The sequence below is a fragment of the Caldicellulosiruptor changbaiensis genome (assembly GCF_003999255.1).
Taxonomy (GTDB): domain Bacteria; phylum Bacillota; class Thermoanaerobacteria; order Caldicellulosiruptorales; family Caldicellulosiruptoraceae; genus Caldicellulosiruptor; species Caldicellulosiruptor changbaiensis.
The window spans coordinates 2,708,303-2,731,834 of the sequence record NZ_CP034791.1; the positions used below are offsets into that span (position 1 = coordinate 2,708,303).

Sequence of the window (23,532 nt, forward strand, 5' to 3'; positions counted from 1 at the left end):
CTGTCAGCTCACCTCCTTGTCCTCTATTATTTGACCGTCCTGAATCCGCACAATTCTTCTTGCCTGAGCTGCTATGTTGTTGTCGTGTGTGATTAAAACAATTGTGCTACCCTGTGCATGAAGTTCCTTAAATATTTGAATTATCTCAGCACCTGACTTTGAGTCCAAGTTCCCTGTTGGCTCGTCAGCAAGAATTATTGCTGGGTTTGTGACAAGCGCCCTTGCAATTGCAACTCTCTGCTGCTGACCGCCAGATAGCTCTCTTGGTCTGTGATGCATTCTATGTTCCAAGCTAACCCTTGCAAGAGCTTCTTTTGCAAGCTTGTGACGCATAGAGGCCGGAACACCTTTGTAGATTAAAGGAAGCTCAACGTTTTCAAGAGCTGTGAGCTGTGGTATTAAGTTAAAGTTTTGAAATACAAAGCCTATCTTGCTGTTCCGAATCTCAGCAAGCTGGTTGTCATTTAGCCTGCTGACTTCATGACCATCCAGTATGTATGTGCCAGATGTTGGTGTGTCAAGACAGCCTATGATGTTCATAAGAGTTGATTTTCCTGAGCCGGATGGACCCACTATTGCAACAAACTCGTGAACATTGATTTTCAGGTTAATACCGTTTAAAGCATACACCTCATTTTCGCCCATTTTGTAGATTTTGTAGATATCATAAAGTTCGATCATAGCAAACTTTCACCTTCTTTTTTTATTACCTGTTTGTGTTACTTCCCTGAGAACCAGACGACTGATTTGTTCTGCCAGTACCGCTTTGGTTTTGTCTGAACTGTCTGAACTCGCCTGGCATTCCACCACCTGGTCCGCCAAACCCGCCCATTATGTTAAATCCCTGCTGAGTTTGCGTTTGTGTGCTTGTTGAGCCTGTAGAAAGCGGTGGCAGGACAACGATATCGTCTTCGCTAAGTCCGCTTACAATCTCGATGTATGAGTCATTGTTTATACCAACCTCAACAGGTCGCAAAACTGCGCCTTTGTAGTAACTGTTGTTAAGTAAACTTGCCATCCTTCTTGTTCGCAGCTGCGAAGAGCTACCTGTGCCTTGACTATTTTGCGACCATGAACCTCTTGACTGGCTATTTCCTGATTGCTGTGCACTTTCTGTGTTGCTGCCTTCTTGCTGCTGCCATCTTTGTCGCCAGTTTTGTGAGCCTTGAGCAGAGCTTTGCTGATTATTTCCAAAACCTCCCTGCGGGAAAAATCCGCCAGTTTGCTCTTGCTGAGAGCTATTTTGACTTGAGCTTTTTACAAACACAAAGTACCTGTTGCCGAATTTCTGGACAGCTTCAAGCGGCACCATCAAAATATCTTGTTTCTGGTTTACTATTATCTCAGCGTTTGCATTCATGCCAATCTTGAGGTTCTTGGGATTGTCAATTGAGATCGTAACAGAGTATGTTGTAACGCCGTTCTGGGTTGTTCCCTCAAGCGGGATTTTGGATACTTTCCCTGTCAGCGGGTTTGTCTGTGTCTCTGGTAGAGCATCAACTGTTATATTTACTTTTTGCCCTACTTTTATTTTAGCAATATCAAGCTCATCTATGTCAACCCTAAATACTAAATTTTTGTTATCAAATACAGTTGCAAGTATCTCTCCCGCTTTTATGTTATCGCCTTTCTTGAAGTTTATGTTGGTCACAACACCGTCAAACGGAGCTTTGATATAGTAATTTTCCAAATTATCCTCTGCATCCTTTAGCTGGTCCTGCAAGTTTTTAAGCTGTGTCTGGTAGTTCTTGAGCTGTTTTGACAGGTCATCGTTTGAAAGTTTTAAAAGCACAGCTCCTTTTTCAACAAACTGGTTGTTTCTTGCAAAAATCTCTTCAACCTCACCGTCAACCTTTGCCTTGACATTTTCCTTGTCTACATACTCCAAGGTTGCATCCTGCGTGCTAAGATATACTTCAGCTCCTACCTTTATCTCAGCACTTGCCTTCATACCTTCCTGCAGAGCACCGGGGTTTGAGATTGTGATCTCAACATCAAAAACTTTGCCACCGTAGTCATTTGTGTAAGTTGTGTTCCCAAGATAGCTTGCTGTGCCCTGGATTGACTGTGAAATGTCAGGAATGTAAACAACTGCTGGCGCACCTATCTTGACCTTGCCGAAAAGCGCTGCTGAAAATGGTAATGTAACTTTCAGCTTTGATGTATCAATTATTGTCAAAACGGTTGAACCTTTTGAAACCCTGTCTCCTTCTTGAGCATTCAGATTTTTAACATACCCTGAAATGGGTGCGGTGATAACAAGGTTTTTGATGCTCTCCTGAACATCTGCAATTGAGGAGTTCACATCGTCAATCTGACTCTTAATTGAATCAATCTTGTCCTTTGCATCCTGGCTTTCAAGCTCAAATATGATATCTCCTTTTTTGACTGTGTCGCCATCGTTAAAGTTGACTCTTGTTATTGTTGAGCTGACAGTAGATGTCAAATCAACACTCTGAGCAGACTCAATCGGACCGGAGCCCGAAACGGTGACAGTGATGTCTCCTCGTGTCACTCTTGCCGTTCTCTGCTGAACTGTTTGCGTTTGATTCTTTTTGCCCTGAATGAACTTGTAAATGCCAAACCCACCTGCCGCTAAAATGGCTACAACTAATATAGAAATTATAATCCTTTTTGCAGCTTTGTTTTTAAACCCAATCTTAATCTTTGGAGATTTTAATGATTTAATTTTAAATGCCATATGCACACCCTTCCTTTCACACTTTTCTGCTTTTTTACTTTGAACTGCTCTGGCTGTATGTTCCCATCACCATAATCCTTTTTGCAGTTGTTTTTTTACTGTCAGAATACCAGATGTACACTATGTTGTTTGCTTTCAAATCCTTTACAGTCAGCTTCTTTTCTGTCATCTGACCATTTTGAAATGTTCTTGTAACAATCACTGTCGACTTTGAAATTGCTATTGTCTTTGTTTGGCTTGATAGCTTTAGATTCATCATGCCTCTGCCAAATCCACCTTGAGGTGGCTGAGAAGCCATTCTTTGCTGAGTTTGATTGTTTGATGTGTTTTGCCTTGGCTGTGGTCTTTGTATTGTTGCAACTGTGATGGTTATTTTGTTTGACTCAACTTTTTTGATAACACCAATAGCTTCTGGTGTCTGATACGGGTCGTATGTACCCTGGATAAGAATTCTTGAGATGGTTTTCTTTTTGCTATCTGCATACCAGATGTACAAGATGTTGTTTGCCTTTAAGTCCTTTGTGGATAACTTCTTCTCTGTTATCTGACCATTTTGAAATACTCTTGTTACGATTGATGTTTTGCTTGAAACTGTGATTGTCTGTGTCTTGTTAGTCAGCTCAATTCTACCTCTTCCAAATCCTCTACCATCGCTTTGAGAAGAGAGCTTTGCGATGTAGATTGTGATTTTACTGCCAGATAAACTCTTTACAACGCCAATTAAATCTGGCTGGGAATTTTGAGCACTGTTCGATTGGGCATATGATATATTCCATGGTAAGATCAACACTGCAATTATAAAAGTCAATATTAACATAAGGGACATATAAGCTTTTAGGCTTTTCGTTATTCTCATTTTTTTATTTGCGCCTCCTTCTGTGAAGATTTTCCTCTTTAAATATATTAGCAGTAATTTGTGAATAAATTTTTAAATTTTTATAAACAAATTTTAATGAAATGTGAAAATTGTGAAATGAGGAAAATAAAAAAGGTGGGCTAAATAATACCCACCTCGCTTTTAGTCATAACCAGAAAAATTTAGCGAAGATAATAACATTATCTTTTTCATCAGTCTAACCCTCTATTTTTACAAAACCGTTTTCTTCTAAAAACTTAATGGCTTCCTCTATTTTTTTCTCGGTGTATTTATTGCCTTTTAACCTTTTCACTTTTTCTATAATTTCTTTTTTATTAAGCTCATCAGTCCCTCGAATTTTTAGTTGATTTATCACGTAATCCACTGTTGCAATTAACTCCAATTCAGAAGCGTTAAAGCTCGACAAGTTTTTTATTAAATCTTTAATCTCTTTTGAGTCTATCATCTCTATATCATGATGGCTCAAATATTTTTCATCATCAGATACTTCTTCAGGAATTATTTCATGAGTGTATCCATCTTTTGGATCAATTCGTACTAATCTATTCATTTCTAATCTGTGTATATCATATTCTAACTGGCTACTGTACGGACCATAATAGTGAATCGAAAAATTATAGTTAAGGTTTAATCCCTTTCTCTGCAGCAAATACACCACTTTTTGCAAAAACTTCTTACCTACTTTGTTTCCTGTACGTGAGCAATGTTTAGTAAACTCTTTTATCAAATACCACAATATCAGGTCTCTATTTTCTTTCATAATGTAGGTACCTCCCTCCCCTTTTTAATTTGAACGTTTCATCATATTCTGTATTTCATTTACTATTTCCTCTGCTTCTTCCTTTTTATCCTCAGTAACATATATCCTTTTTATATTTATTGGTTCAGTCATCTTTTTTATAACCTCTGAAGCAATACTTATAGACATCACTTCTTTGTTTTTCTCGTCTATTATAGGGATTGCTTTTTCACTATCAAGTTCATATTTTACAGGTATCTGATGAATCATTTTGTCAGCCGAATCAAAAAGAAGATTTTCTTTGCCAATTTTTCGTATAAGACTGTTTTTTATCAAATTATAAATAGATTCTTGATCTTTGTTAGCATGAGGTGGTGTTTCATAAATACAGCTCATTATCTTTCTCTTTAAAAGTCTTTCTGCACATTCATTTTCTTTGCTCTTTTCTCTGATAAGTTCACTGATTGTTACATCGTCATATTCTAAAAATTCATTAATGTCTTTGGGATATTTACCCTCTTTCAAAGTAGACTTCAAAAAAGAAAAAAGCATATTATCCAAGAACCTTCGAGTTTTGTGAAAGTAAACTTGTGTAAACATAAAATATCGAGCTAAAACAAACTCTTCAAAAGCGTGCATTCCGCCTTTTTCAATAGCAAGATGAAGTATACCTTCATCATTCTTCCAAATGGTAAGAGTGTTTATTAACCTTTCCAAATCAAACTTTCCATAGCTTACACCACAGTAAAGTGAATCCCGTAAAAAATAATCCATCTTGTCACAGTCTAATTCACTGTCCATAAACTTTCTTAGAAACATGAAATCAGGATTTTCTATATTTTCTCCTTTGTATATAGAACAAATCAGCTCAGGAGTAATATCATAGTCTTTACCGTAGAGTTTTTTGAATCTCTCTCCTATCTCATGAATATAATCCCCTATCTCTGTTTGTGTTGCTATCATGCAACTGTAATCTTCATGTTTCAAATCATCTGGAAAAAGCTCTTCTGTAGCGTGAGAAAAAGGAGCATGTCCGATATCATGAATCAAAGCTATAAGTCTCAATATCTGAGTATACCATTCTTTTTGAGGAATATCAAAAATATTTGTCTTCTCAACAACTGTCCTGAATGCTTTTGTAACAAGATGCATAACGCCCAATGAATGTCCAAACCTTGAATGTTCTGCTCCATGATAGACGTAATGGGAAAATGCCAGTTGTTTTATATTGCGTAATCTCTGAAATGGAAAAGAATCTATGATTTTCAGTTCTAAATCATTAACTTGAATAAAACCATGAACTGGATCTCTGAATTCATAAATTTCATTTGCACTCATTTTGACTCTCCAATTTCAAAATACCTTGTCTAAATATATTTTTCAAAGTAGAAGTTCTTGTGACAAAAGAAAATATGTTCTGTGTATTTATTATAACAAAGAGAATAAATTTTTGCAAATATATTTTATTTGAAGTAATATCTTTTTAGTTGTCTTATTTGCCATTTAAATTGAAGTACGGCTTAAAAAATTAATTCGATGAATAAAAGTTTTATGGAAATGTCTTTCGGAAACATTTGATTTCATTAGTGCAGAGTATGCTAACAGTATAACATAAGGGTTTAATGCAAAGCTAAATGTATTAAGGTCAAGTCCAAATTTTTGTGTAAAGTCTCCTTCTGGCTAGAATATGAGCTTTTTGGTACATTTTAATTAGTCGAATAAAATTCCAAGTTTTTCTAAATTATAGTTTACTAATTTTGCCGTAATCAGCAGAAATATCTTTAACACCCATTCACAAACTAATAGTCTTAATGATGATCATTTTTTTAATGATAAAATAGAATCGGTTCTTTCCAAAATCAATTGAATAAATATTATTTTTTTAGCTATAATGAAAGGACCATTAAATTAAACTATTTAGATCCTTCCAACTGCTTAATTGATGTTGCAGGAGTAATCAGTCCTTCTGCCTCAGTAGGAATTAATTGGATTATATCATCTGAGGTTAATCCTTCAAATGTGTATTCTTCGTCCTTAATCATGCTTTTTACATATTGTCCATTTTTATAGAGTTTGCCATTTACGACTGCTTTTATCTTAAGCAGTCCCTTGCTTGCATCAATATCAACAATCTTCATTGAGGGCTGAATCTGCACTGAAGCTGTGCCAAACCTTCCATCCACACTCCAGACTCTAATCTGATATGATGTCTTGCTAAACTCACCCTGGTAAACCATTGTTGCAGTTGTACCTTTTATATCTTGAGTCGAAGCAATTACTTGCTGACCATCAAGAAGCTCAACAGATTTAATTGTAACATTCTCTGCAAGCTTAATATCAAAAATGATTTGATTTGTAATCACGACTTCCATCTTTTTTTGAGAAGATGAGTCTATCGGCTGCACATCAACCTCAACTGTATACGGTGAATTTGCCCAGTGATTGTAAAAGTCATAAACCCAAATGTAGTACTGGCCAGGGTCAAGTGTTAAAGTTGCTTCTTCTGACTTTCCAAATCCTATATTGTCCATTTCATAGTTATATACCACAGTATCACCACTATACTTTCTAACATTCCCAACAACATCAAGGTTGGAAGAAACATTTGATATCTTTATGTGTACATTGGATGTTGTTTTGATATCAAATACAAAAAAATCATCATCCCCCGGCTTGTCAATTTTTTCGGTAACTGCCTGAAAAGGAGTAATTTTTTTTGCATTTGATGGCATATCCCCAGCATCCTGGCTCAAATCAGGTAGAACCTGTGATAAGGCTGCATATGCATCTACCCTGCCATATCCTAAATACTCATCCCATAAAATGCTTGGATCTTTTCTGTATGCAGAAAGTTCCAATGCCCACTCAATCTCATCAGGTCCCCAATCGGGATGTATTGATTTCAAAAGTGCAGCAATGCCACTTACAATTGGTGCTGCCACTGAGGTACCACTTTCAGTTGTGTATCCATCCTTTACACTATCGTAATCAGCATTTGTTATAATGGTGCTCAAGATATTTGTACCTGGTGCTGCTATGTCAATGTAACTACCGAAATTGCTAAATTTTGCTCTGTTGTCATCAGTAGCTGTTGCCGAAACTGCAATGACCGGCGGAATTGCAGCTGGAAAAGTCCACTCGTCTGTTGCATCATTTCCTGCTGCTGCAACAACTACTATCCCTTTTTGATATGCTTGCATGATTGCATCAGTAATTGACATAAGCGGCAAATTAGACGAGAAATATCCACCAAGGCTTAGGTTTATAACATCTACATTCTGTGATATAGCATAAAAGATTGCCTCAACAACTGTTGATGCTGTAAAATAACCGTCTTTGTCACCTGCTTTTATTGGAAGAATCTTGGCGTTGCTTGTAATACCTGCAATCCCAATATTATTGTCAGTCACTGCTGCGATTATTCCTGCGACATGCGTTCCGTGACCATTGCCATCCATTGGGTCATTGTCTGCGTTTACAAGATCAATTCCCGGCAAAACTTTGCCTTGTAGGTCTGGATGTGTGTAGTCAACACCTGTATCTATGACAGCCAACATAGTGGATTTTTGTTCAATGAACCTATCCCACACCTCTGGCATTTTTATTTTGCTAAGATACCACTGCGAAAGATAGTATGTATCATTAGGCATCTTTTGAATTTTGAATATGTAGTTAGGTTCAGCAAATTCAACAGCTGGGTCGTTTTGTATTTGTGAAAGAGTTCTTTGGTAGTCTTGATTTTGGGGGACCTTTACAATAATGTAATTATTGCTTTTAAAACTGTTTGAATACTTTTCTTTAGTACAATTGTATTTGTTAGCATCAAATATTTTTCCTTCACGAAGTTTTACTATGATTTGTCTATTATGGACCTTTGTCACATCAACATTGTGCACATTATTTTGTAAAAGCCTTTGATAGTCTCTTTGGTAAGATAGTATTTTATCATTTAAAAGAGCTTTTTTAATTTTATTTTGAAATTGTAAACTATCAAAATGTGTTTCATTTTCAGCATAAACCATGCCAATCAAGAAAAAACATTTAAATAACAAAACAAAATATATAATTATTATTCTTTTTTTCAATAAAAATTAATCCCCTTTCATTTGAGTTTTTTTATAATTTGTATTATAGCAGTTATTAGTAATAAGTGCTATATTTTTTCGCTTAATCTTGTTACTTAAACGTATATTTTTAGAGTCCGCTTACTTTATGAGCTATAAAAAAGTGGGACATGCTTTCAACATGTCCCACTTTTTTTATCATTTTAAGGTAAATATTAATTACCAATTTTGCCATCTAGTAATTCAGTTTGATCACTATCTTGCCATGGTAATACTTTAGCCCCACCATTTGTCAGCTGGTTGCCATCTTTGTCAAGTATTGTATTGGATATTACTAATACATGCGGCAAATCTTTACCAGCTAACCAGCCATTAGGTAATTGTATTGTTACTGAGTCAATTACATCGTCAGTATCATCATAACCGGCAATATTTGCGAATATTTGCGTGCCAGTTGGTAATTGCATACCATCTAATACATAGTTTGCAACTCTGAGTGCACTGTTTGCACTATCAAGTTTAATTGGTTTGCTAAATTTAATGTAGATATAGTCATACGAATTTGGATTATCTTCTGCATATGTGGTCTCATTTACAATCTTATCGCCATCACAATCTGCTGCAACCCACAATACTCTAAATGCTGTTGGAGCAGTTTGTTGTGCAGCGACTGTAAAGTTCTTTGTTGCAGATGCTGCTGTGTTACCAACGTCATCTGAAATTGACCTTACAACAATCATCCAATCTCCTGCATCAAGAGGAGTTTCAGGGGTTACTTTGATAACTTTATCAAATTTATCCAGTGCTGTTGTATCAACTGTTGCATTTACAGTCTTGCTATTGTCAGTCTTAATAAACTGTGCTGTTGCTATTGGCAATGAAGGTTGATTCTGAGCAAGAGTTGGTAGACCATCAAATCCTTTTACAGGCTCAGACATTGTAACTTTATAGTATTCAGGAATACCATTGCTGTCTGCATCTACTGGCTCAATATTAACAATTGATGGTGAAGTTACATCTGGGGTAAGCATTGGTCCACCAAGTGTGAGTATTATCTCATCATTTGTCTTGCCATTAGCAGCCGCTTTTACGGCATTAGCATTAATTACTATTCTGTACTTGTCGTTATAATAATTTGTGTTTGTTGCCGATGTATTGTAGTAATATGTCCAATCAACAACAGCTTCCAATTTATATATTGTTGTATCAATCATTGTAACCTTTATCTCTTGCCTACCAATTCCTGCACTACCAGTTGGAGTTTCCACAAAATAAACCTTATCACTAACATCCTCCCATGTGCCCGTTGAAGAATTCCACTTTTGCATCTTGAGTTCATTCGATGTCAAAGTATCGCTCAATTCTTTATCAAAAGAAATTACCCATTGCTCAGGCGACTGAACATCAATTGTTGCCGTCGGTTTTGTATTATCTTCTGGAACTGTAAAGTCTAAAGTCTGTGTTTCCATAACATTCGCACCTGGATCTGTCAAACCTGCCCAATCCTGAATTCTTGCTCCCTGAATTGTATGAGTGCCTGGTGTAAAGTACTTATCAGCTCCCAACTTAATAGTAACAACATGCCTTGTGTCCTCACCAGTAGTTGTGTTAAATGTACCTACACTAACAGTAGCATTACCCCATGCCGTTGTATTCGACAACGGAATTCCATCAATTACCCAATTTTCTGGATTCACAGCAGAACCTCTTTCAACTGCCTCAGAGAAGATTACCTTCACAGTATTCAAACCTTCTCTTGCTACACCAAGCATTGATGGTTTTCTTGCATCAGTTATTACACAATACTTCGTGCTCAATACTGGAATTGAGCCGGTTCTGTCTTCAAATGTAACCTTTACTTGAGCATTATCAACTAATGCATTACCACTACCATAAACAACATCATCAACATCAAGCAACAACATTAATGCTTTTGAGTTACCTGGAACTGGCAATAATCCTTTTACATTTTTTAGCATTTCCACATTATTTACAACACTATAAACTGACACTGTAGCTTTGTTTGGATCAATCACATACTTTGTACCTGGTACAGCATACTTCTCTGGAGTTACATCCTTATTGAAGTACAAAATAACTCTATCAGCTTGAGATGCTTGAATTTCAGTAAGTGAAGCACCAACAGTTTGGTCAACACTTGAATCTGGATTTGGATCTAAGACAATATAACCTTCTGCCTTTACGCCTATCAAATTCTTATTTGCAGCTTCAACAATTGTAGCAGTTATAAGAGCATTTTGTTTTGTTACAAGAGTTTCTGACCTAAATAAGTTAGTAGCTACACCATTTTGCATTGTAACTCTATTAGTTGCAAAACTACCAAATGTAGTTGTGAATGCTACTTCCACATCACCTATATCTGCTAAAAGCTGCCCTGTTGTATCATACACTTTAAATCTCACTGTTGTTTGACTGATTCCATCAGCTTTGAGTATAGAATCTTTAATCTCTAATACAGGATTAAATAAGAGCTGCCACCCAGGCATTGTAAAAGTATATGTTACTGTATTTTGAACAACACCGTTTACTTTCAAACCTGAAGCAGTCAGCGTATAATTCTTATTAACCTCAAGACCTGCAACGTCTAAAACAACTTCACTTTTATCTGCTTGTATAGTTGCTGCATTTATTGTTGCACCTGGAATTGTAAAGTTCTCCTTAGCAGCTGTGTCAACTGCAACTGAAAACTTTACTTTTACTTTAGTCTCTGTCAATACATTTACAGAAACAATCTTAAATTCGACACCTTGTGAACTATATACAACATTTCCTGTTGTATCTTTATATGTGCCTTGCAAATCGCCAGGTTGAATATCGCGCAAAGCTGCAGTAAAACCTTTAGAAGCTACCTCATCAGCTTTCGCTATTTTGCCATTTGCATCAATATACGCAACATTGGACAACCCTGCAGTCGTCATCTCCTGCATTATTGTAGCTTTATTGTTTACATAATCAGTCAAGCTGTAGTATTTACCAACACTGCCACCAATATAAATACCCTGTGGAAGTGCTGCAAATGCTACTGTCGAGAGCAGAAAAGTCACTAACACAACAAAACTCACTATCCGTGCAATTTTTTTCATAATCTCTGAAAACCTCCCTTTTTATAAATTTAAAAGCTACTAACACCTTTTATGTTTACTATCACTGACAGGCAAGGCTATAAGTGCCCGCCTGCCAGTGATATAGATACCAAAAATCCGTCAACATCTATAATACCTTGTCAAGCAATTACTTAATTGTAATATTAACAGTATAAGTAACACCATTAATTTTAACTACTGCTTGAGTTGGTTGACCCTCAACTACACCTTCTATCTTGTATTCATTTGTTCCGCTTACAGTTACCTTCATAGCTGTATTGTTTACTGTAACGCTTTCTACTACATTTCCTGCCTTAACAGTTACTTTCCCAGCAACAACATATGTTGTTCCAATAAATTGTGCTGCAGATATATCCGCACTAACAATTGGGTTCTCTTGTGCAGGTGGTTGTGTTGAGCCACCGCTTGATGTATTTGCAACATAGACGTCAGCTGGTGATACGTAGCCAAGTACATTGCCATTTACATCTTTTACGTTTACATCAGGTGTTACTACAACTTTGTATACACCTGCTGCCAATACACCATTTACATCCTTATTAGCTGTACCAAGGATTAATGTCTTGCTGTCTGCCCATGTGTATGTCTGGTAATCTATTTTGTCGCTACCCTTGTAGAGTGCAACGCTTGTGAATGGATTAAATGGATTCATGTTTTCGCTGAATGCAAGTTTGATTGTGCCATACTTGTCGCCAGCTGAGATACTTACAGTTGGTCTGCATGCATCTGTGAGGTTGTTCAATACAAATCCTGCAGGTCCAAGTTTGTTGCCAAAGATGTCAACTGTTGCAACACCACTTGGGTTGAGCTTGAGACCAACAAGTTTTCTCTCATTGTTTACTGTAACTGTTGCATCAGTATTGAGATTGCTGTTGAGTGTAATTGTTATCTTAGAGCTATCAAAGGATACACTTGCTGGATATGTTGCTGCAACATCATTTCCTTTTGCATCTTTGTAGAAGATTATAAAGTCTGTTGGAGCAACTGTCAAAAGTGCATTTCCTGAATAGTAAACCTCAATTGTATTCTGTGCTGTCAACTTAGCCCCTGTAATTACTGTGCTTGCAGCCTTTGTTGACCATGTTGTTACAACCTTACCTGACAGTGTATTGCCATTGAGGTCTGCAACATTTGCAACAATTAATCCTGTAATGTTATCAGTTTGTGGGCTGCTCTTAAAGTCAATTACAACTGTCTTGCCATCCCCAAGCAAGCTCATGTAAGCACTTGAAATTGAAGAAACAGCCTTAGATGTATTGTCGCTATACAAGAATGTGTAGTTAGCAGGATTTACAGCTGTTGTTGCACTAACTTTCTCATTGTATACAATGTATATCTTTGCTATCTTGCCATCTGTTGTGAGTTCTTTGTAAATTCCTGCTACATTTGGAGCTGACTTATCAGAGATTGTTACACTCAAGCTTGCTGGAATTATCTCATTTCTTAATGGTGTTGCATCCTTAACACCAGAGATATTGAGTGTATATGTTGAACCAGCACTCAAACCGGAGAATGTTAATTTAACTTTGCTGTTAGCATCGCCATATGCAATGCTTGTTGGTGTGTAAATTGTCCCATCACTTGCTTTAAGTTCATACTTTTCACCAATGTTGATTCTTACATCTTTATTGAACACAACTGTCAACTGATTCTCAGAATCAACTGATACACTTACAACAGCTGGTCTTGTAACATCAACTGTTGGTGTAACTGTTACACTGAGTCCAGTTGTTGTATTGCCAGATGAATCTGTCACATCAAACTTAATTGATGCACCAGATGCTGGCAATGCGTTGTCAGGATTGAAGTACATTGTAACTTCTGAACCATTATATTCAATACCAGTTCCATTACCTTTAGTTGTATCAAGCGAACCAGCTGGTGATACGCTTACATTTGTAACTCTTGCAATATCTTTGTTGAATTTCAAAACTACCTTTGTCTGTGTTGCTGAAACTACTGATGGCCCTGAAACTGGTGTATCATCTTTTGACATTGCAAATGTCTTAACAGGTGTTACCAGTCCATATCCTGCATAGTCAGTTATATTGTTGAACTGAACTGTATGATTACCTGCAGCAAGTGGATTATAGAATGTTATTGTGTAAATTCTCTTTGTTGCATCAGCAGATACAGATGCTGCTGCATAAGTATTGTCAATTAAGTAGTTAATTGGGTTATCTGCACCTTGAACAGGCTCGCTGAATGTAACAACAATCTTCATCAAACCTGATGCAACAACACTTTCAACCTGAGGTGCTGTTGTATCCATAAAGTTAGAGATTGTTGCTGTATAATCAGCGCTCATACCAACATTCTTTGAAACTGTTACTGTCACTGTATCATCTTTGGAGAATTTGTCAGCCAAAAGCAATGTTACTGACTTCTTATCAGATGCCAAAGCTGCATTTGAAACCGATACTGTTGCTGTTCCTACCTTTACAGTATAGTTACCAGTTGTTGTTGCATATGTGTCATTGTCAACCGCTCTGTTGAATGTAACCTTTATCTCTTTGTAGTTGAGTGCCTCAACCTTTGTAACTGTGAGTGGCACTGGAACTGCTACAAACTTCAAACCTGTGTCTTTACCCTTGAAGTAGAGTTTGTATGTTGCATTTGCTGTTTGAGCAGCTGTTTTAAGAACAATCTTGCCGCTTGCAAAGTCGGACTTTTCTGTATCAATCAGAGTTACTGCAACTGTCTTTGTCTCATCAGATGCATCTTTAATTTCGAAATCAAGAGGAATTACATCTCCATCTTCAAGTGTTGCAGGCTCATTGTTGAGGTATACATCAACTGAAACCTGAATTGTGTCGTTAGCAAGTGGTTTTACGTCTTTAACAACAACTGTCTTCTCTGGTGGGAAGAATGCATTTGCGAATGCTACTGCTGCTTGACCTCTCTTTACTATTGTTCCAATTCCAACTTCATCTTCAATACCATTGAAGAAACCAAGGTCAAGAGCTTTTCTTACGTAGTTGAGAGGCCATGTTCCTGCTGCTGGGCTCTCGCCTTTTGCAGCAACAAGCATCTTGCAGAGCTCTTCAAATTTGACTTTTCTGTCTGGCTTGAATGTTCCATCCGGGTAGCCATTTACAATGCCGAGGTCTTTACCTGCCTCAACATATGCAAATGCCCAGTGATCCTGTGGAACATCGCTGAAGGATTGTTCTGCATAGACATAGTCTTTTACAACATCTTCTTGACCTGTTGCTCTGATGATCATTGCTAAAATCTCTGCTCTTGTAAGTTCCTTGTCGAGCATCAGGTCGCCTTGCTCATTACCTTTCAAGATGCCTTTGTCTTGGAGAATCTTTGCTGCCTGGTCATACACAGAACCTGTCTCTTGTGTAGCTTCGTCCTGTGCAAACGCAGGCGCAATTATTGAGAGGGCAAAAAGCAATACTGTTACGATAGCGATGAGTCTTTTGAATTTTTTCATAACTACTCACCAAACCTCCTTGTATGATTTTTTAGTGATGAGGCTATACTAATTTTTATAGCCTCATCACTTACAGCTAAAATTTTAACAACAGCATTTTAATAAGTCAATAGGGGTTTAGCATTTGTAACCAAACTGTAAAATTGGTGAAATAATTTTATTACACTTTGAAAACCTGCATTGCCTCTTTTAAATCCTGTGCAAGCTTATTTAACTGCTCTGTCATAGCTCTGAGCTCTTCAATTGCAGCAAGCTGCTCTTCAGTGGATGCAGAAACCTCCTCAGAAGATGCAGCAGTCTCTTGTGATATTGCCGAGATATTCTCGATACTCTGAACAATAGTATCTTTTTCTTTATCAATTGCCAAGATGGACTGATTTATATTTTCTATACCGCCAATTAGTTCATCCATTGCAGATTTTATGCTTGAGAATGCCAAAGAAACGTTTCTGACAGCTTCATTCTGCTTTTCAATAACGTCTTCTACTCTACCTGCAACATCCTGAGCAGCTTTTGTCTGGCTGACAATCCTCTTTATCATATCCTCAACTTCTCTTGTTGACTCTTTTGACTGGTCGGCAAGCTTTCTAATCTCGCTTGCAACAACAGCAAAGCCACGTCCAGCATCTCCTGTTTTTGCCGCCTCAATTGAGGCATTTAGAGCCAAAAGCTTTGTTTGCTCTGATATGCTGCTGAGTACCTGAATAATCTTGCCAATTGATCTTGAATATTCTGCAAGCTGGTTAATTGTTGAAATCATTGTATCTGTAATTTGCATAGTGTCGTGCGAAACAGAATCCAAGGTCGAAACTGCGCCTTCTCCTTTTGTTGAAAGTTCAGCTACATTCTTTGAAAGCTTCTCCATCTTATTTGAAGCATCAACAATTGTTTCTATCCTCTCACCAAACTTTGAAACTATCTCAACAACGTTGCTCGCCTCTTTTGCCTGATTAGATGCACCTTCTGCAATCTCTGAGATTGCTTTTGCAACTTCATTTGATGCTGCAGCAGTCTCACCGGCAATGGTCGAAAGAGTAGAAATAGAGCCTGTTACCTGGTCGCTAAGCTTTACTCCCTTTTCAATGAGCCCTTTTATGTTCTTTATCATGTTGTTAAAACTGTGTGAAAAATATCCTATCTCGTCGTTTCGCTCAATGTTCAGGCTTACTGTCAGGTCACCTTTTTCAGCAACTGCAAATGTGTTTGTAACAAGCTCTAAATCCTTTACCATCCTGAGCGCAAAGAAAATTCCAACTGCAAGCGCAGCAAGGGTGAAAATTATTGTAAGTACAATCACAAAAATCTCAAGTTTCCTTGCAGAGCTAAGTAGCATCTCAATAGGAATCATGCTTACAATTATCCATTCTTGCTCGGGTATGCGCGAATATGTAATCAAAAATGGTTTGCCGTCAAATACTGTGTTGAAAGCTCCTTTTGGATTTTTCCCCTTTGCCTCAGCCAGTATCTTTTTTATAAAAGGTGTGTCTGCTTTTGGCGAAAGCTTTCTTGTTGTTTCCCATTCGCTTGGCAAAATAACTTTTCCAGATGGTGAAACAGCAAGCATGTACCCGCCCTGCTGGGAAATATTTGTAGACTGAAGAGCAGATCTTAGCCACTGAAGACTTACGTCAATTAGCAAAACACCAAGTGTTTGAGAAGATGAAATGTCTTTAAACGGCATACCTATAGCAAAAGCATACTGCGGTATTGTCTGGCTCTTTTGGTTTGCTACCTCATCTAAAGCCTGATAGTGGTTGTCCAAAAACACAGGTCCGTCTGCCTGCATTATCTTTTTGTACCAGTCAGCCTGTTTTAACTTGTTAAAATCTATGTATTCTGCAGAAAAGTATGGATACAAAAGTGAATTATCCTTGTTTACCAATATATACGCTGCAGAAAGCATGATGTTTGTGACAAAAACATTTTGAATCATCTTGTCAGCATCAGTTTTGAGTCTGTATTTGTCATAATCTTCTAATGTCATCTGACGCGACTCTGAATAGAGTTTTTGGATAACATCGTTTGACATAAGCTGCAGTGCCTGATCTCTGACAGTGTCAAAGACAAGCTGAAAATAGTGGCTGTTTGCCTCTGTCGCTGCAAGATACGACATTTTGCTCTCGTTTATAACTGAATTTACAGACATAGAGATTGAAATAACGTCAATTATAATAATTGGAATGAGCAAAACCCCCACAACAAGAAGACTGAGCTTTCTGCCAAGACCTTGTTTTAATATGGATTTTTTGAAAAACGATAATGGGTCTTTTTTAGACAATTTCCTCACCTTCTAAATTTTAATTTTTATATCTTTGATTATACATCATTTAACAGAGAATGTGTCAAGAGAGTTTTAGGCAAAATTGCAAAAATAACATTAAAATCTCACAGTTTTATCCCAAACAGGTTCCAAATTTTTTCTTCGTGCTTTAAACTGAAGCCAATATCCTTTCAGAACAAGATATATCCAGAATTGAGCATAAGTAAAATACATTAAAAAAGCATACATTATATTTCTTATATTTATCTCCTTCTCAACTACGGCAGAAGCCACTATTTGGACAACATATATGAATAATGTTTCAAACCAAAGTACAAACAAAGGAACAGAGAATTTTATATTAACCAAATTTAGAATCCCCATTACAAACCATATATCGGAAACTAATACGAGAGAAACGAATAAATAGTAAATAGATATCATTTGAACAACATTGAATATATTCATTCCTCTAATCAGGCTCTTTTCGGAAAGAACTTTGGCTATAAGATAGAGATTCCCCTGCATCCACCTTGTCCTTTGTCTAATCCACACTCTCAGAACTTCAGGTTCTTGTTCCCATGTTACAGAATCAGGTACTATTGGCAATAAATAATGTGCTGCATATATTCTCAAAGATAATTCAGCATCTTCAGCCAAGGCATAAGGGTCCCAACCATTTATCCTTTCCAAAACATGTCTTTTCAAAAGCATATTTGTACCTGTTAAGGTTCCTAATTTAAATAATTTCCATCTTCCAGATTGCATAAGCAATTGAAATATCATAAATTCTAACCCTATCATTCTTGTTAGTGAATTCTTATGCATATTAATTGTTTTCACATAACCTACAGCACCTGCATATTCCTCTTTCTCTAAAGCTTTTTGAACAAGTTTAATTAAAGCAAATCTCTCTGGTTGATTGTCTGCATCATAAACGGCTATCATCTCTCCTTTAGAGATAGACATACCATAATTTAATACTCTCGCTTTGCCTTTTGGTTTTCCTGGTGGCACCTTTATATGATGAACATTTGTATAAAGCCTTGCAAAGTAATCTGCAATATCGCCAGTATTGTCTGTAGAATTATCATTAAGAACATAGATATTTAACTCACCAGGATAATGTAAATTTACCATTGCATCCAAAGTATCAAATAGCACTTTGCCCTCATTATAAGCTGGTATCAGAATATCCACGCTTGGATACTCCTTCAATTCGATTTTCGTCTCTTTATATTGAACTTTAAATATTAATCCAAACACTGTTAATATTGAATAATAGAAAATTAATAACCAAAAGAGTATTGCAACAGTTATCACTACCATTGATAATATCACTTTTATCACCCATCCACATGATAATCAATCATGTATATTATTTACTAAATTGAATATGTATTTTTTGAAAGCCATAAAATTACTTACAAGGCTCTCTGCTTTTACATTAATATGTTTTTTACTTCTGGATTTAAAATCTTATGGTAAAAAGATTTTTCTTAATTCTATCTTCAACAAGCATAGCACCGTGTTTATCAATATTTTGTAATAAAACCAATAAAATGTTATTTTCCACATAGCAAATTATATCATAATTTTTTCTTACCGAATCTATTAAATTTTTGCCAATTGTTTTTATAAAAGTTTTGGATATTCTATTATTACTGCTTATGCTACTTACTTCTATTACCATGAGCTGAGCTTCCTCATTTCGTCTTCTGAGAGCAGTAAAAATTATTTCTGCTCTTTCTAAAAACTCATTGAAAGTTAACACTCCAGCTTCAGGATGTAATTTTTCTAATTGTTTTATCTTCTCCTTTAATTCTTCACTGTTGTCAATAATTTTTTTGAGATACAACGATTCAAGCCAGATTGAAATTGTTAAAATTATAATCAAAATTTGTTGGAAAACAATTTTAAATTGGTTTATCCCATATCCAATTCTTATCCAGGAAAATATAATTATATAGAATGCACTAAATAAATTCCTGTTACCAAAAATACGAAACTTTTAAGCTAATTATATAAAAAGTCAAAAAAACCAAAAAGGATGAAAAAACAAGATAGTATCTTCTTATTTTTAACGGTACAAAGGTAGTAAAAAGATGATAGAAAAGGAATTGTGCAATTATTGCAACTATAAAATTAGCATAAAGAAGAGTTTTTTCATTTTTGTACACTCCACCGCTCTCCGACTAACACTTAGCTTGGATTATCGGATATATTTGAATTTAATTTAAATTATAACAAATAAACTTTTGAGCGCATATAAGAATTCCAAACATTTGTAATTTTAAAAATTCAACTTTTAAAGTATTTGTTACTTTTTTGCGTTTTATCGACGTTAATTTATAGATGGAATTGGTGAAGAAGACAAACAAAAACCTCCTTCTCAAACTTTTTTTGAACATCCAGCTTTATTTGAGAAGGAGGGTTTTATTATAGTATTTATCTTGCTTTATTTACTATGGATTTAACTTCTGTTTAAATCTGTGCACGCCATTTTTAATCTCAATTATCACTGCAGACTTTTTAGCGTTGTGTTTTGAGTCAATTGAAATAATGCCTGTTAAGCCGACAAAGTTTTTAGTATTCTCAAGGGCTCTTCTCAGTTTTTCTCTGTCAGTTGTAGAACCTGCACGTTTTATTGCATCTGCCATAAAATATCCTAAGTCATACCCAAGTGCTGAGAGGGCATTTGGTTCTATCTTGTATTTTTTCTTGTACTTCTTGACAAACTCTTGTACCCTTTTGTCTGTATCCTGTGATGAGTAGTGGGTTGAGAAAAAGATATTTGTTGCATATTTTTTCCCTGCCTTTTCGACAACTTTTGGATCATCAAAGCCGTCTGTACCAAGAATTGGCATCCACATTCCAAGTTCTCTTGCCTGCTTGATTATAAGTCCTGCATCGTCATAGTAAACAGGTGTAAAGATAACATCTGGCTTTTTGTCCCTTATCTTTGTCAATATCCCATTAAAATCCTGTTCACCCTGCTGGAACGCTTCTTCTGCTACAACTTTACCGCCACCTTTTGTAAATGTCTCTTTAAAGTTCTTGTAAAGACCTTTGCTGTAATCAGACGCTGCATTGTAAAGAATTGCTGCTGTTTTTACTTTTAACGTCTTGAGTGCAAAATTTGCCATAACGCTTCCTTGGAATGAGTCATTAAAGCATATTCTAAATACATATGCCTTTGTCTTTCCAGTTCTTTCATCAATTGTAACTGAATCATCTGTGGCAGTAGCTGACACAAGCGGTACTCTGTATCTTGTTGCGGCAATTGAAGCAGATTTTGTTGCACCTGATGTCACAGGGCTTAACAGGGCTAAAACATTCTCTTTTGTTGCAAGCCTTGTTGCAATATTTAGCGCTTCTGTCTTGTCAGATTTGTTGTCAAATACAACAAGCTCTATTTTCTTTCCTAAAACTCCACCCTTTTTATTAATCTCTTCAACTGCCATCTTAAGGCCTTCTAAAGTCCTCTGTCCGTACTGCGCAACAGCACCAGACAACTCAAGATTAACCCCAAGCCTTACTGTTTTTGAGCTTGAAGCAAAAGCAAAGGCAAATAAACCTAAGATTAAAATTAAGGCAGATGCAATGATTAGAATTTTTTGGAGCATAAGTTTTCTCACGAAAAACCATCCTCCCGTCCTAAGATATACTTTGCAGTATCAAAAAAGGGCAAAGGAAAACCTCTACAAAAGGCCACCTTTGCCCTTTTGTGCATATCTTAATAATATGTGTTGAGAATATTTTAATTTAACAAACAAGACTTGTCAATAAAAATATTAGAAACAGGAATCTATGTTATTTCTGTAGTGCTTGACTGTCTAAACTCACTGTCTTTGCATACTCATATGAGATTAGTTCACGCAACGGGGTTTGCTGCCATCCAACTTCTTTGTGAGACAGCTCTGAAATAGCGATGCATGTTTTATCTTTCAATGCATCAATGACCATATTAATGGTCTGCAATTCTTCTTGGGTAAATACTGATAAGTCGTAGTTGCCTTTGCTTTTAATCTTTGTTTGGATTGCTCCATCAGGAGTCTCATACTCCTCAATAGTGTATTTATCACTTGGGTATGCTGCTATTTCTTTGTATGCGAATTTTTCAATCACTGGCCCATAAGCATATTTGATGTATCTTAAGCCAGTTATTGAACGTAAACAACGTTTAAAGTGCATAAAATCAATATACCATAAAAACTTATTAAGACTGCTCAAATATAAATTTTCAACTTTTTCAGCAATGTAGCTTATCAAATTCTCCAGCTTTTCAAAGTCAAACCTTCTGAATCCATTGTAGATATCTTCTGGATGTTCAAGCTCTGCAGAGATAATTTTTTTCTTCAAATCAGCAAGAGAGTCTCTGATTTTCTCCATTGTTTTTTGATATGTTCTTTCAGTTATTCTCCCAGATTTAAATGCTTCTTCCACTTTTTCTTTGAAAAACCCTTCAGATGTTAAAATCAGTTTAAGAATATCACTATGTGATTTAGAAGGCAAAGCTCCTCTTTCATACCTGTTTATTGTCATCTTGCCCCAGCCAAGTATCTGCCCCAGCTCTCTTTGAGAAAGTCCATATTTTTCTCTTATCTTCTGGATTTCTTCAGGGGTAATCAAGCCTGTCAACTCTCTATAGCGTTGATAGAGCCTTTTTAGATTTTCGTTTTCGATGTCTGGCACAAACAACTCAGTATCGCACTCACTGCAATGTGGAACATGTTCTTCAACATTGACTTGCACACCTTTATATTCTCTAACCAGATTTTTTTCAACTTTAATTTCAACATGCTTTTTACACTCCGGACAATATGCCCTATTCATCATTCTTTTTCACCCCCTTTTCTTGAGATTCATCCTCATGAAAAGAAATGCACACCACTTCTTCTGGTGGATTGTACCTTAGTTTTATGTATATACAAACATCCAGGTATCTGCTGTTTTTGAAAATCCAAATGTCACCTTCTTTACCATCAAGACGGTCTTGTTCTGGTCCTTTGACGTAATCTCCTGGCTGAAGGTCCAACAATATGTCCTTTACATCGTCTATTAGCAAACCCCATTCTTTCAAGAATTTTATGTTTTTCTCTCTTTTGACAAAACCCCATTTCCCTGCTACTATTAGTTTTTTAATTTCGAGTAGATAACTTTTGATAACCTCTTCTTTTAGCTTTTCAATCTCAATCGCCCTCTTTCGTGCAACTTTAAAAACACTTTTTGCATTTTCATTATATCATATAAATTTTATTATTGCCACTATTTGATGGCAATATTCAACTTTGGATAAGATAATGAAGCTTACTTCATAACCTCAAACCTTGAGGTAAACTCCAAAAGCTCATCTAAAGCCTCAAAATTTAAGTTTGGTGCATTTTCAGCTTTTATCTGGACAAGGTCTAAGATTGCAACCTCTAAAGCTGCAATGCCAGTTCTCTCACCTATCCCTCTTATAGAGCAGTTTACCATTGAAGCACCGTATAGCCACGCACAGACTGCATTGCTCTGAGCTTTGTAAAAATCGTTGTGACCATGCCACTCAAGCCTCTCTGGTGGTATATTGGTGCTCTTTGAAATTGTGTAAATAATTTTAGGAACGCTTCGTGGCAAGCTTGCATATTCATATGGCACACCAAACCCTAAAGTGTCGCACAGTTTAAAATACACCTTTTTGTCACTCTTTTTTGCCATCTCTTCAATTGCCAAAATGAGTGGAATGACAAAATTTTCAATATCTGATCTTGTGATGTCTTCAAGATGAACTCTTGGTGTAATACCAAGTGAAAAGGCTTCTTGTATAACATCGATGTACTGGGCGGCAATTTCTGACCTTGTTTTTTGAAACTTTTTGTAGATGTGATAGTCTGAGCATGACATTAAAATCCCTACCTCATCAAGCCCAAACTCTTTTGCAAGTTTTAGTTCATCTTTTTTACTTCTCACCCACCCAACTACCTTTGGAAATTTGAATCTTTTTTTCAAGCATTCCTGAACACACTGTTTGTGATAATTTGTATAAAGAAAAAATTCGGAGTATTTTATAGTTCCAGTGCCATTGTCAATGTAGTGAAGATATTCAAAAATCTTTACTACATTTTCTTTTCCTATATACGAAATAGCTTGCTGACCTTCTCTGAACGTGCTGTCTGTTACATATAGCTTTGACGGTATATTGAGGGGAACAGAAATACTATCAAATATAACTCTTGGAATACTCTCATATGGAAATATTTCTTTAAAGTAATTAGGAGCGCCTTTTTCAAAATTTTGAAAACTCTTTTTTACTGCATCTACCATTTTCTCACATCCTAACAG

General features: G+C 36.3%; 15 protein-coding genes. All 15 read right to left on the reverse strand.

The genetic code is table 11. From position 1 onward, the window contains the following. Positions 1-3: 3 nt before the first annotated feature. Complete coding sequence (locus tag ELD05_RS13000; RefSeq protein WP_013402416.1) at positions 4-681, reverse strand: ABC transporter ATP-binding protein; 678 nt, start codon at positions 679-681, stop codon at positions 4-6. A 25-nt stretch (positions 682-706) separates the two neighbouring features. Beyond that, positions 707-2,701 (reverse strand): HlyD family efflux transporter periplasmic adaptor subunit, encoded by a 1,995-nt coding sequence (locus tag ELD05_RS13005; RefSeq protein ID WP_127352761.1) that lies wholly within the window; start codon positions 2,699-2,701, stop codon positions 707-709. Positions 2,702-2,735: 34 nt separating this feature from the next. Then, entirely contained in the window at positions 2,736-3,557 is an 822-nt protein-coding gene (locus ELD05_RS13010) for a hypothetical protein (RefSeq protein WP_127352762.1), read from the reverse strand. 217 nt (positions 3,558-3,774) lie between these two features. Beyond that, positions 3,775-4,338 (reverse strand): hypothetical protein, encoded by a 564-nt coding sequence (locus ELD05_RS13015; RefSeq protein WP_127352763.1) that lies wholly within the window; start codon positions 4,336-4,338, stop codon positions 3,775-3,777. A gap of 24 nt (positions 4,339-4,362) precedes the next feature. Next, a complete protein-coding gene (locus ELD05_RS13020; RefSeq protein WP_127352764.1) occupies positions 4,363-5,655 on the reverse strand; it encodes an HD domain-containing protein in 1,293 nt (430 codons plus the stop codon). A 575-nt stretch (positions 5,656-6,230) separates the two neighbouring features. Then, entirely contained in the window at positions 6,231-8,402 is a 2,172-nt protein-coding gene (locus tag ELD05_RS13025; RefSeq protein ID WP_127352765.1) for a S8 family serine peptidase, read from the reverse strand. Between the two features lie 194 nt (positions 8,403-8,596). Continuing rightward, positions 8,597-11,485, reverse strand: coding sequence for a hypothetical protein (locus tag ELD05_RS13030; protein WP_127352766.1), 2,889 nt, complete (start codon positions 11,483-11,485; stop codon positions 8,597-8,599). 148 nt (positions 11,486-11,633) lie between these two features. Then, a complete protein-coding gene (locus ELD05_RS13035; protein ID WP_127352767.1) occupies positions 11,634-14,948 on the reverse strand; it encodes an Ig-like domain-containing protein in 3,315 nt (1,104 codons plus the stop codon). Between the two features lie 160 nt (positions 14,949-15,108). Beyond that, positions 15,109-17,226, reverse strand: a complete 2,118-nt coding sequence (locus ELD05_RS13040; protein WP_127352768.1) for a methyl-accepting chemotaxis protein — start codon at positions 17,224-17,226, stop codon at positions 15,109-15,111. 99 nt (positions 17,227-17,325) lie between these two features. Then, positions 17,326-18,537 (reverse strand): glycosyltransferase family 2 protein, encoded by a 1,212-nt coding sequence (locus ELD05_RS13045; protein ID WP_127352769.1) that lies wholly within the window; start codon positions 18,535-18,537, stop codon positions 17,326-17,328. Positions 18,538-18,679: 142 nt separating this feature from the next. Beyond that, on the reverse strand, positions 18,680-19,105 hold the full coding sequence (locus tag ELD05_RS13050) for a hypothetical protein (RefSeq protein WP_127352770.1): 426 nt from the start codon (positions 19,103-19,105) through the stop codon (positions 18,680-18,682). Positions 19,106-19,673: 568 nt separating this feature from the next. After that, complete coding sequence (locus tag ELD05_RS13055; protein ID WP_408609378.1) at positions 19,674-20,834, reverse strand: ABC transporter substrate-binding protein; 1,161 nt, start codon at positions 20,832-20,834, stop codon at positions 19,674-19,676. Between the two features lie 187 nt (positions 20,835-21,021). Then, complete coding sequence (locus ELD05_RS13060; protein ID WP_241243514.1) at positions 21,022-22,047, reverse strand: type II TA system antitoxin MqsA family protein; 1,026 nt, start codon at positions 22,045-22,047, stop codon at positions 21,022-21,024. Next, positions 22,037-22,405 (reverse strand): type II toxin-antitoxin system MqsR family toxin, encoded by a 369-nt coding sequence (locus tag ELD05_RS13065; protein WP_307720928.1) that lies wholly within the window; start codon positions 22,403-22,405, stop codon positions 22,037-22,039. Before ELD05_RS13065 ends, ELD05_RS13060 begins: the two co-directional genes overlap by 11 nt. A 113-nt stretch (positions 22,406-22,518) precedes the next feature. After that, positions 22,519-23,514 carry a beta/alpha barrel domain-containing protein gene (locus tag ELD05_RS13070; protein ID WP_127352773.1) on the reverse strand — a complete coding sequence of 332 codons (996 nt, stop codon included), beginning with the start codon at positions 23,512-23,514 and terminating at the stop codon, positions 22,519-22,521. Positions 23,515-23,532 lie beyond the last annotated feature (18 nt).

Excerpts from the sequence above, each read along its gene's own strand:
- ELD05_RS13000 (WP_013402416.1), bottom strand. The coding sequence starts at position 681 with ATGATCGAACTTTATGATATCTACAAAATCTACAAAATGGGCGAAAAT.
- ELD05_RS13070 (WP_127352773.1), bottom strand. The coding sequence starts at position 23,514 with ATGGTAGATGCAGTAAAAAAGAGTTTTCAAAATTTTGAAAAAGGCGCT.
- ELD05_RS13030 (WP_127352766.1), bottom strand. The coding sequence starts at position 11,485 with ATGAAAAAAATTGCACGGATAGTGAGTTTTGTTGTGTTAGTGACTTTT.
- ELD05_RS13015 (WP_127352763.1), bottom strand. The coding sequence starts at position 4,338 with ATGAAAGAAAATAGAGACCTGATATTGTGGTATTTGATAAAAGAGTTT.
- ELD05_RS13005 (WP_127352761.1), bottom strand. The coding sequence starts at position 2,701 with ATGGCATTTAAAATTAAATCATTAAAATCTCCAAAGATTAAGATTGGG.
- ELD05_RS13010 (WP_127352762.1), bottom strand. The coding sequence starts at position 3,557 with ATGAGAATAACGAAAAGCCTAAAAGCTTATATGTCCCTTATGTTAATA.
- ELD05_RS13060 (WP_241243514.1), bottom strand. The coding sequence starts at position 22,047 with ATGATGAATAGGGCATATTGTCCGGAGTGTAAAAAGCATGTTGAAATT.
- ELD05_RS13020 (WP_127352764.1), bottom strand. The coding sequence starts at position 5,655 with ATGAGTGCAAATGAAATTTATGAATTCAGAGATCCAGTTCATGGTTTT.
- ELD05_RS13045 (WP_127352769.1), bottom strand. The coding sequence starts at position 18,537 with ATGGTAGTGATAACTGTTGCAATACTCTTTTGGTTATTAATTTTCTAT.
- ELD05_RS13055 (WP_408609378.1), bottom strand. The coding sequence starts at position 20,834 with ATGCTCCAAAAAATTCTAATCATTGCATCTGCCTTAATTTTAATCTTA.
- ELD05_RS13035 (WP_127352767.1), bottom strand. The coding sequence starts at position 14,948 with ATGAAAAAATTCAAAAGACTCATCGCTATCGTAACAGTATTGCTTTTT.